General features: G+C 74.6%; 5 protein-coding genes. 3 read left to right on the top strand and 2 right to left on the bottom strand.

The genetic code is table 11. The features are described 5' to 3' along the window. Positions 1-99: 99 nt before the first annotated feature. Both ACZ7IF_RS12120 and ACZ7IF_RS12115 read right to left on the bottom strand, forming a co-directional pair. A complete protein-coding gene (locus tag ACZ7IF_RS12120; RefSeq protein ID WP_470967787.1) occupies positions 100-579 on the bottom strand; it encodes a hypothetical protein in 480 nt (159 codons plus the stop codon). Between the two features lie 156 nt (positions 580-735). Further along, positions 736-1965, bottom strand: a complete 1230-nt coding sequence (locus ACZ7IF_RS12115) for a nucleotide sugar dehydrogenase (RefSeq protein ID WP_007265962.1) — start codon at positions 1963-1965, stop codon at positions 736-738. A gap of 254 nt (positions 1966-2219) precedes the next feature. Here ACZ7IF_RS12115 and ACZ7IF_RS12110 point away from each other — a divergent pair, with 254 nt between their 5' ends. The 3 genes from ACZ7IF_RS12110 to ACZ7IF_RS12100 all read left to right on the top strand — a co-directional run bounded on the left by ACZ7IF_RS12110 (position 2220) and on the right by ACZ7IF_RS12100 (position 9342). Beyond that, the gene (locus ACZ7IF_RS12110) at positions 2220-3926 is read left to right on the top strand and encodes a glycerol-3-phosphate dehydrogenase/oxidase (RefSeq protein ID WP_470967777.1); all 1707 of its coding nucleotides are present in this window, start codon (positions 2220-2222) and stop codon (positions 3924-3926) included. Between the two features lie 150 nt (positions 3927-4076). Further along, a complete protein-coding gene (locus tag ACZ7IF_RS12105) occupies positions 4077-6713 on the top strand; it encodes a serine/threonine-protein kinase (RefSeq protein WP_470967772.1) in 2637 nt (878 codons plus the stop codon). Positions 6714-6801: 88 nt separating this feature from the next. Then, entirely contained in the window at positions 6802-9342 is a 2541-nt protein-coding gene (locus ACZ7IF_RS12100; protein WP_470967766.1) for a protein kinase, read from the top strand. The last annotated feature ends 88 nt before the right edge of the window (positions 9343-9430 follow it).

The raw sequence follows: 9430 nt of genomic DNA, 5'->3' as shown, positions 1-9430 counted from the left end.
TAGCACCTACCTCCCCCCTCCACCCCCCCCCCCCCCCCCCCCCCCCCGCGACCCCCCCCCCCCCCCCCGCCCCCCCCCCCCCCTCCGGCGCGTGCGGTGTCAGTCGTTGGCCTTCTTGGCCGCGCCGACGGCGACGAGCACGCTGATGCCGATGAAGGCGTAGGACATGAAGTCCATGCTCTCCTTGACGATGTCGTTCAGGCCGCCGATGCCGATGATGTCGATCACCTCGGTCACGCCGATGCTCTTGAGCTCGGCCAGGGCGAGCGCGAAGAGGAACATCTTGCCGAGGTAGACGGAGCCGATCGACACCAGGCCCGAGACCGGGAGCAGGACCGGGCTGCGGCCGCCGGCCTTTCCGGCGGCGTAGCCGACGAGGAGGCCGATGCCGATCGCGCCGAAGGACCGCTCCCGGTCGATGGCGTACATGATGCCGCCGTACGCCGCCGCGGCGATCAGGCCCGCGACGACCGCGGCGACGATGCCCAGGCCGACGTTGCCCCTGCGGGCCGGGGCGGGGGCGGGGGCCTCGGCGTAGGGCGTGGGTGTCGGTGCGGGCGGCTGGAAGTTCTGGCTCATGGAAATCCCCCCCAGGGATTCGGCGCACGGGGCCCGGAGGGCGTAAGTGCGGGATAAGTGACGCCGCAGGCTAACAGGGGACGGTGGAATTCCACCGGGGGATTTCGGTCGGGTGATCGGACTGGGATCCGGCCGTGACCTGGGCCGGGGTGGCGGTCAGAGGCGGTGGGCCGCGCCGGCCGGGCTGGCGCCGCGGGTGTCGAGGAGGAGCTGCGCCTTCACCGCCAGGCCCTGCATGTCGTACGTGCGGTGGTGCTGGAGCAGGATCGTCAGGTCGGCGTTCGCCGCCGCCTCGTAGAGGGAGTCGGCGCGCGGCACGGGCTGGTCGCGGACCCGCCAGCCCGCGATGTACGGGTCGTGGTAGCTGATCAGCGCCCCCAGGTCGAGGAGCCGGCTGGCGATCTCCCGGGCCGGCGAGCCCTCCTGGTCGGCGAGGTCGGGCTTGTAGGTGACGCCCAGCAGGAGGACGCGGGCGCCGCGTGCGGACTTGCCGTGCTCGTTCAGCAGGGTGGCGCAGCGCTGGATGACGTACTGCGGCATCCGGTTGTTGATCTCCTGGGCCAGCCCGACCATGCGCAGGGGATGCCCGGGGGTGCGGGTGGTGTGGGGGAGGTAGTTGGGGTCGAGGGGGACGCCGTGGCCGCCGACGCCGGGGCCGGGGCGGAAGGCCTGGAAGCCGTACGGCTTGGTCTCGGCGCAGCGGATGACGTCCCACAGGTCGACGCCGAGGTCGTGGCAGAGGACGGCCATTTCGTTCATCAGGGCGATGTTGACGTGCCGGTAGTTGGTCTCCAGGAGCTGTACGGTCTCGGCCTCGCGCAGGCCGCGGGCGCGTACGACCTTCTCGGTGAGGCGGGCGTAGAAGGCGTGCGCGGACTCGGTGCAGGCGGGGGTGAGGCCGCCGATCACCCTGGGGGTGTTGGAGATGGTGTGGGTCCGGTTGCCCGGGTCGAGGCGGCTGGGGGAGTAGGCCAGGTGGAAGTCCCGGCCGGCCCGCAGGCCGGAGCCCTCTTCGAGGATGGGCCGCAGGTAGTCCTCGGTGACGCCGGGGTGGGCGGCGGACTCCAGGATCACGGTGGTGTGCGGGCGCAGCCGGGCGGCGAGGGTGCGGCCCGCCTCGCCGACGGCCCCGAGGTCGAGTGCGCGGTCGGCGCCGAGCTGGGTGGGGGCGCAGATGACCGCGGTGCGGACCCGGCCGAGCTCGGCGGGGTTGGTGGTGACCCGGAAGCCGGCCGCCGACATGCGGCGGATCTCGGCGGCGGTGAGGGTGCTGTCCGTGGCGGGGCCGCTGTCGTAGCCGACGGTCTCGATTCCGGCGGCTACGGCCGCCTGGGCGAGGGGGAGGCCGAGGTGGCCGAGTCCGATGACGGCGAGATCTGCGGGCATGGGGGGCCGTCCCTTCCCTTCCCTGGCATGCATGAGGGGGCGGTGCGCGCAAGTCCTGTGGACGACTGGAGCTGGCGCAATGTCAGACTAGGCGTATATATGACAGATATGTCGCATTGTGGGGTGGTGGTCGCCGTTGTGTTGTCCACAGGCGGTGGCTGATGTGGGTGCGGCCGGTCAGAATCGAGAAGCGGGGGATGTGAGCGGGATCACCCGCACCGAGCGGGTACGGCCCGCACCAACGGGAGGCAGCCGTGAGGACAGCGACACTGGGACCGGCACAGCGCGCGGAGGCGCTCGCCCGGATGGCCGAGCGGGAAGTGGACGTTCTGGTCGTCGGCGCGGGCGTGGTCGGCGCGGGCACCGCGCTGGACGCCGTGACCAGAGGCCTGTCCACGGGCCTGGTGGAGGCCCGTGACTGGGCGTCCGGGACGTCGAGCCGGTCGAGCAAGCTGATCCACGGCGGCCTGCGGTACCTGGAGATGCTCGACTTCGCCCTCGTACGGGAGGCGCTCAAGGAGCGCGGGCTGCTGCTGGAGCGCCTCGCCCCGCACCTGGTGAAGCCGGTGCCCTTCCTGTACCCGCTCCAGCACAAGGGCTGGGAGCGCTTCTACGCGGGCTCGGGCGTGGCCCTGTACGACGCGATGTCCGTCTCCAGCGGGCACGGACGAGGCCTGCCCACCCACCGCCACCTCACGCGCAAACGGGCCCTGCGCATCGCCCCCGCCCTGCGCAAGGACGCCCTGGTGGGCGCCCTCCAGTACTACGACGCCCAGATGGACGACGCGCGCTACGTCGCCACGCTGGTCCGGACGGCCGCCGCGTACGGGGCGCACTGCGCCAACCGGGCGAGGGTGGTCGGCTTCCTGCGCGAGGGCGAGCGGGTGGTCGGGGCGAAGGTGCGCGATGTGGAGGGGGGCGGCGAGTACGAGATCCGCGCGAAGCAGATCGTGAACGCGACCGGGGTGTGGACGGACGACACCCAGGCGCTGATCGGGGAGCGCGGGCAGTTCCACGTACGGGCGTCGAAGGGGATCCACCTGGTCGTCCCGAAGGACCGGATCCACTCCAGCACCGGGCTGATCCTGCGGACCGAGAAGTCGGTGCTGTTCGTGATCCCGTGGGGCCGGCACTGGATCGTGGGCACCACGGACACGGACTGGGACCTGGACAAGGCGCACCCGGCGGCGTCGAGCGCGGACATCGACTACCTGTTGGAGCACGTGAACTCGGTGCTGGCCGTGCCGCTCACGCGCGACGACGTCCAGGGCGTGTACGCGGGCCTGCGGCCGTTGCTGGCCGGGGAGTCGGACGCGACGAGCAAGCTCTCGCGCGAGCACACGGTGGCCCATCCGGTGCCGGGCCTGGTGGTGGTGGCGGGCGGCAAGTACACGACGTACCGGGTGATGGCGAAGGACGCGGTCGACGAGGCGGTGCACGGGCTGGACCAGCGGGTCGCGGCGTGCGTGACGGAGGACGTGCCGCTGGTGGGGGCGGAGGGCTACCGGGCCCTGTGGAACGGCCGCGCCCGCATCGCCGCCCGGTCGGGACTCCATGTGGTGCGGGTGGAACACCTGTTGAACCGCTACGGCTCCCTGACGGAGGAGCTGCTCGGCCTGATCGAGGCCGATCCGGGGCTCGGGGAGCCGGTGACCGGGGCGGAGGACTACCTGAGGGCGGAAATCGTCTACGCCGCCTCGCACGAGGGCGCCCGGCACCTGGACGACGTGCTGACGCGGCGGACCCGCATCTCCATCGAGACCTTCGACCGGGGGACGCGATCGGCGCGCGAGTGCGCGGAATTGATGGCTCCGGTGCTGGGCTGGGACAAGCAGCAGATCGAGAAGGAGGTCGAGCACTACGAGAAGCGGGTCCAGGCGGAGCGGGAGTCCCAGCGCCAGCCGGACGACCAGACGGCGGACGCGGCACGGCTGGGGGCGCCCGACATCGTCCCGTTGTAACTCCGAGATACACGAGGGGGAACCGGCGGCCCCGGGGCTCCCGTCGGATGCGGAGTGAGCAACAATGAGGTTTCTGCCGGGGTGGATTACCGTGCCCCCTGGCGGCTGCCGAGGCAGCCGGGGCAGGCTGCACGATCGCAGAGGGGACGCATGTCGAAGCCGGAGCACACCGAGTCGTCTGCCGGGGCGCCTACGGCGAAGCTGGATGACGGGGCCGGGGCTGCTCCGGCGGGCGAGCACCCCGAGCGGCCGGAAGACGCCGGTTCCGCCGCCGCCGAGCCGGCCGCCGTGCCCCGGCCGCGCTCCGGCACGGCCGCGAGCGGGGCTGCGTCCGTGGCGGAGCCGCGTTCTGACGCCGGTTCCGCTGCCGCTGCGAAGGTGTCGGTGTCGAAGGCCGCGTCGGCCGGGGACGTCGAGGACGCCGAGCCCGCCGGGGCGGTCGAGGACGCGGAGCCGACGGCGGACGCTGCGGAGGCCGAGGAAGCCGCGCCTGCTGCGACCCCCGCGAAGGTGAACGCCGCGAAGGCCGCGCCCGCGAAGGCCGCGCCCGCGAAGGCCGCGCCCGCGAAGGCCGCGCCCGCGAAGGTGTCCGCGGAGAAGGGCGAGCCGGTGAAGGACGCCTCCGTGAAGGTGAACCCGGAGAAGGACGTGCCTGCCAAGGACGTGCCCGCCAAGGCGGCTGCGGAGAAGGACGCGCCGCCCGCGAAGGCGGACACGGAGAAGGGTGCTCCCGCGAAGGACGTGCCCGCCAAGGACGAACCCGCCAAGGCGGTGCCCGCGAAGGCGGCTGCGGAGAAGGGCGACTCCGCCGAGGGCGAGCCCGCCAAGGCGGCGCCCGCCAAGGCGGTTGAGGGTGCCGCGGTGGACGAGGGTGACGTCGAGGAGGCGGCCGAAGAGGCGCGGCGCGAGGGACGCTTGCTGGCCGGGCGGTACCGGCTGGGCGCCGTGCTCGGCAAGGGCGGCATGGGCACCGTGTGGCGCGCCGAGGACGTGGTCCTCGGCCGGACGGTGGCAGTCAAGGAACTCCGCTTCGGCAACGGCGTCGACGAGGACGAGAAGCGCCGCCTCATCACCCGGACCCTCCGCGAGGCCAAGGCCATCGCGCGGATCCGCAGCGAAGGCGCCGTCACCGTCTTCGACGTCGTCGACGAGGACGCCCGCCCCTGGATCGTCATGGAGCTCATCGAGGGCCCCTCGCTCGCCGAGTTCGTCCGGGAGAACGGCCCGCTGACCCCGCACCGCGCGGCCGAGGTCGGCCTCGCCGTGCTCGACGTGCTCCGCGCCGCGCACCGCCAGGGGATCCTGCACCGCGACGTGAAGCCGTCCAACGTGCTGATCGCCGCCTCCGGCCGCGTCGTGCTCACCGACTTCGGCATCGCGCAGGTGGAGGGCGACCCCTCCATCACCTCCACCGGCATGCTCGTCGGCGCCCCCTCGTACATCTCCCCGGAGCGCGCCCGCGGCCAGAAGCCCGGTCCGCCCGCCGACATGTGGTCCCTCGGCGGGCTGCTGTACGCGGCCGTCGAGGGCGTGCCCCCGTACGACAAGGGCAACGCCCTCGCCACGCTCACCGCGGTGATGACCGAGCAGGTGGACCCGCCGCAGAACGCCGGCCCGCTGACCGAGGTCATCTACGGGCTGCTGGTCAAGGACCCCGCGATGCGCCTCGGCGACGACCAGGCGCGGACGATGCTCACCGCCGTGGTCAACGCCCCCGACCCGGTCGCCGTCGAGCCGGAGCCCCAGCCGCTCCCGCCGGTCGAGGAGACCCGCCCGATCTCCCTCACCAAGGCCGACGCGGCGGCCGAGAAGGCCGCGAAGAAGGAACGCGAGCGCCGTGAGCGCGAGCAGCGCGAGCGGACCCGCGCCGCGCTGAAGACCGCCCGCAAGGCGGCCGCCGCGGAGGCCGCCGCCGCTGCCGCGGCCGAGGCGCCCCCGGCCCGGCCCGCGCAGGCCGGGGCCTCGCTCACCGACGTGGTGTCGCGCCGCACCATCGTGCTGGCCATAGCCGCAGTGGTCGTGGTCCTCGCGGTGGTCGGGTCGCTCATCGCGTACATGGTCAAGGGCGACGGCAAGGGCACCGGCCACAAGAACGAGGGCAAGGGCGGCCCGGTCGCCTCCGGCAGCCCCTCGCCCGGCACCTCCGCCGGCAACGGCCCCGCCGCGTCGGCCGGTTCCTCGCCGAGCGCGAACCCGAGCGGCACCCCGGGCACGCCCGGGCCCAGCGGCACCCCCGGCGGCGCCGACCAGGGGCAGGGACAGGGCCAGAACCCGGCGCAGGGCCAGGGCCAGGGCCAGGGCGCCAGCCCCGGCGGCCCCGGCGGCGGACTCCCGGCCGGCTTCGCGACGGTGACGGACCTGCGGTTCCACTTCTCGATGGCGATGCCCGAGGGCTTCCGCCAGACCGACACCGCGGGCGAGAACTCCGGCGCGATATACAGCCGCGACGGAGGCTTCCCGAGGATCCAGGTCGACTACACCGGGAGCCCGGGCAACGACGCCCGACTCGCCTGGACCAAGCTCGCCCCGGCCGTCGCGGGCAGCAGCAAGAACTACCGCCTGATACGCCTGGACACGGTGAACTACCGCAACTACCCGACCGTCGCGGACTGGGAGTTCGAGCGGGACCAGCAGGGCACGCGGGTCCGCGTCCTCAACCGGGGTTTCAAGGCGGACGCCACGCACGGTTACGCCATCATGATCAGCTGCGCCGCGGACCAGTGGGACGGCCCCGAATGCACGCAGCTGCGCGACACGGCCTTCCAGACCTTCCAGCCGTTGGGCTGACGGGCCTCGCAAGCCCGGGACGCGGGCGGCCCCGGCGACGTATCGTGTCCAGCGGGGGCCATGGGGGGCCGCACTCGGGGGAGGCGATGTGGAGGACTACGCCGGCCGGATCCTGTCCGACCGCTACCGTCTGCCGATTCCGCCGTCCGACGAGTACGAGCTGATAGAGACCCGCGCCTTCGACACGCGCAGCGGGCAGGAAGTCCTCGTCCGGCAGGTGCCGCTCCCCGAGGTGGTGGACGCGGAACTGCTCGACGGATCCGGCGCGCACGCCGTGGCCGCCGGGGAACTCCCCGCCGTCCGGCGGGCGATCGCCGCCGCCCAGGCGGCCGCCTCCGTGCCGGACCATCCCCGCCTCGACCAGGTCTTCGACGTGTTCGCGGAGGACGGCTCGCTGTGGATAGTGAGCGAACTCGTCCCCGCCAGGCCGCTGGCCGCGCTGATCGCCGACGAGCCGCTCAGCCCCTACCGGGCGGCGGAGGTCGCCTCCGACGTGCTGACCGCGCTGCGCGTGCTGCACGCCCACGGCTGGACGCACCGCAACATCACGGCCCGGACCGTGTTGATATGCGAGGACGGACGGGTCGTCCTGACGGGTCTGGCGGCGGGCGCCGCGGAGGAGGCCCTGTGCGGGTACGACCCGGTGCCGCCGCCGGACACCGGGGAGCCGGGCGGGGAGGCGGGCGCGGACGCCGCCTGGGGCACCCCGCCGCCTCCGGACCCCGCGCCGGAGCCCCCGCCCGCCGGATCCCGCGACGAGGGGCCCCGGTACGCGCCGCTGGTGGCGCCCGGGTACGACACCGGCCCGCGCTACACGGACCACATCACCCCGGAACCGCAGCCGGCCCGTTCCGCGCCGCCGTCGCCGCCCCCGCAGGCCGCGCCGCCCGGGCCGCCCGCCCCGCCCGGGCAGGACCGGGCCGCCGCCGAGGCGGCCGCCCGCGCCGGGACCGTCGCCGCGTACCGGGCCGGGACCCGGGCCGCCTCCGCCGAGGTGGCGCGGCAGCGCGGCGGGCGCGGCCCCGTGGTCGTGCCGGTGCTGCCGCCGACCGGGGCCAACCTGCCCCAGGAGTACGCCTACCCGTACGGGGGGCCGGACACCGCCGCCGCCACGCCGTGGCACGGGGTGGCCCCCCGCCGCCCGGCCGAGCCGCAGACGCCGCCGGAACCGGAGCCGCAGCCCGGGCGGCCGCTGCCCGAGCCCGGGCCGCCGCAGTCCGAGCAGCAGCCGGAGCCCGCCCCGGAGCCCGCCCCTGCCCGGCCCGCGCTCCCCGCCCAGCCGGCCCTCCCGCAGGGCTACCGCCAGGCCGAACCCCCCGCGCCCCCGGAGCCGGTACGTCCGCCGGCCCCGCGCCCGGCTCCCGTACCGGTCCCGCGCCCCGCCCCCGTCAACCGGGCGGACACCGGCGGAGCCTGGGGCGGCCCCCGTACCGGCCTCGACGCCGAGCGGGCCCGCCAGACCCGGATGGCCGTCGTCGGCCCCCTCACCGAGCGCTGGGCGCCCGAGCAGGCCGCCGGCCCCGTCCACGGCAACTGGCAGCTGGCCGCGCCCGTGGGCCCCGCCGCCGACCTCTGGGCCCTCGGGGCCCTGCTGTACCGCGCCGTCCAGGGGCACGCCCCGTACCCCGAGGACAGCGTCGCGGAGCTCGTCGAGATGGTCTGCGCCGAGCCGCCCGCCTTCGCCGAGGACTGCGGCCCGCTGCGCCCGGTCGTGGAGTCCCTGCTGCGCCAGGACCCGGCCGAGCGGCCCGACTTCGAGGAGCTGCGCGGCTGGCTGCGCTCGCTGATCCGCTCCGCGCCCGAGCCCGACGGGGACTTCGCCGGCCTCCCGATGCCCGAGCCGGATCCGGCCCGGCTGCCCGTCGTGCGCCGCCGCGGCGATCTGCACGGGCGCCACCGCAACCCCGCCGCCCCCCGCGAGCCGCGCTCCCTCGGCCGGGTCCTGCTGGTCGGCGTACTGGCCCTGCTCGCGGGCGGGGTGGCGTACGCGATGTTCTTCCTGCCGCGCGCGACGGACTCCGAACAGCAGCCCACGGCCGCCCAGAGCCCGGCGGCGTCCGCCTCCGGCCCGGGCAGCCCCCAGCAGGGCCCGGCGTCCAAGCCCGCGCAGACACCCGGGCGCACCCCGAGCGGGGCCCCGGAGTCCAAGCCCGCCCCGCAGGGCGACGCGCCCGCGCCGGAGGGCTACACCGTCCAGCAGGACCCGGCGCACTTCAGCATCGCCGTGCCGAACGGCTGGGAGCGGCAGTCCATCAACGAGGCCGGGCAGGTGCGCTACACCCAGGGCCAGTTCACCCTGATCGTGGTGCCGGGCCGGGACCGGGTCGAGGGCGGCGATCCCGATCCGCTGGGCTACCAGAAGGACAAGGAGCCCGAGCTGGCCCCGTACCGCAACTCCACCTGGGCGTCCGGCGGGGACGTCAAGTCCACGAAGGTGGGGCAGCAGTTGCGGGTCACGGGCCGCTACACCTGGATCGACGCGGCGGGCCGGTCCCTGTTCGCCCGGAATTTCGTCGTCGCGCTCGGCGGCGCCTACCACGTCGTCATGGTCACGGGACCGGAGGACAACCAGGACAAGGTCACCGACGTCTTCGAGAAGGCAACGGCGAGTTACAAAGCCGGGGGCTGACGGTCGATCAGTACGGCGATTGCGTCACAGTGCCGGCTTACGGGCCCCGCCTTGTTCCGGCAGCGCCCGCAGGCTCCGTAATCTGGCG

This window comes from Streptomyces sp. NPDC037421, from assembly GCF_055602105.1.
Note: the sequence above shows the minus strand (reverse complement) of the source record. Positions and strands in the feature narration are given on the sequence as shown.

What these genes read in the sequence shown, in the direction of transcription:
- ACZ7IF_RS12120 (WP_470967787.1), bottom strand. Translation starts at nt 579, where the DNA reads ATGAGCCAGAACTTCCAGCCGCCCGCACCGACACCCACGCCCTACGCC.
- ACZ7IF_RS12105 (WP_470967772.1), top strand. Translation starts at nt 4,077, where the DNA reads ATGTCGAAGCCGGAGCACACCGAGTCGTCTGCCGGGGCGCCTACGGCG.
- ACZ7IF_RS12115 (WP_007265962.1), bottom strand. Translation starts at nt 1,965, where the DNA reads ATGCCCGCAGATCTCGCCGTCATCGGACTCGGCCACCTCGGCCTCCCC.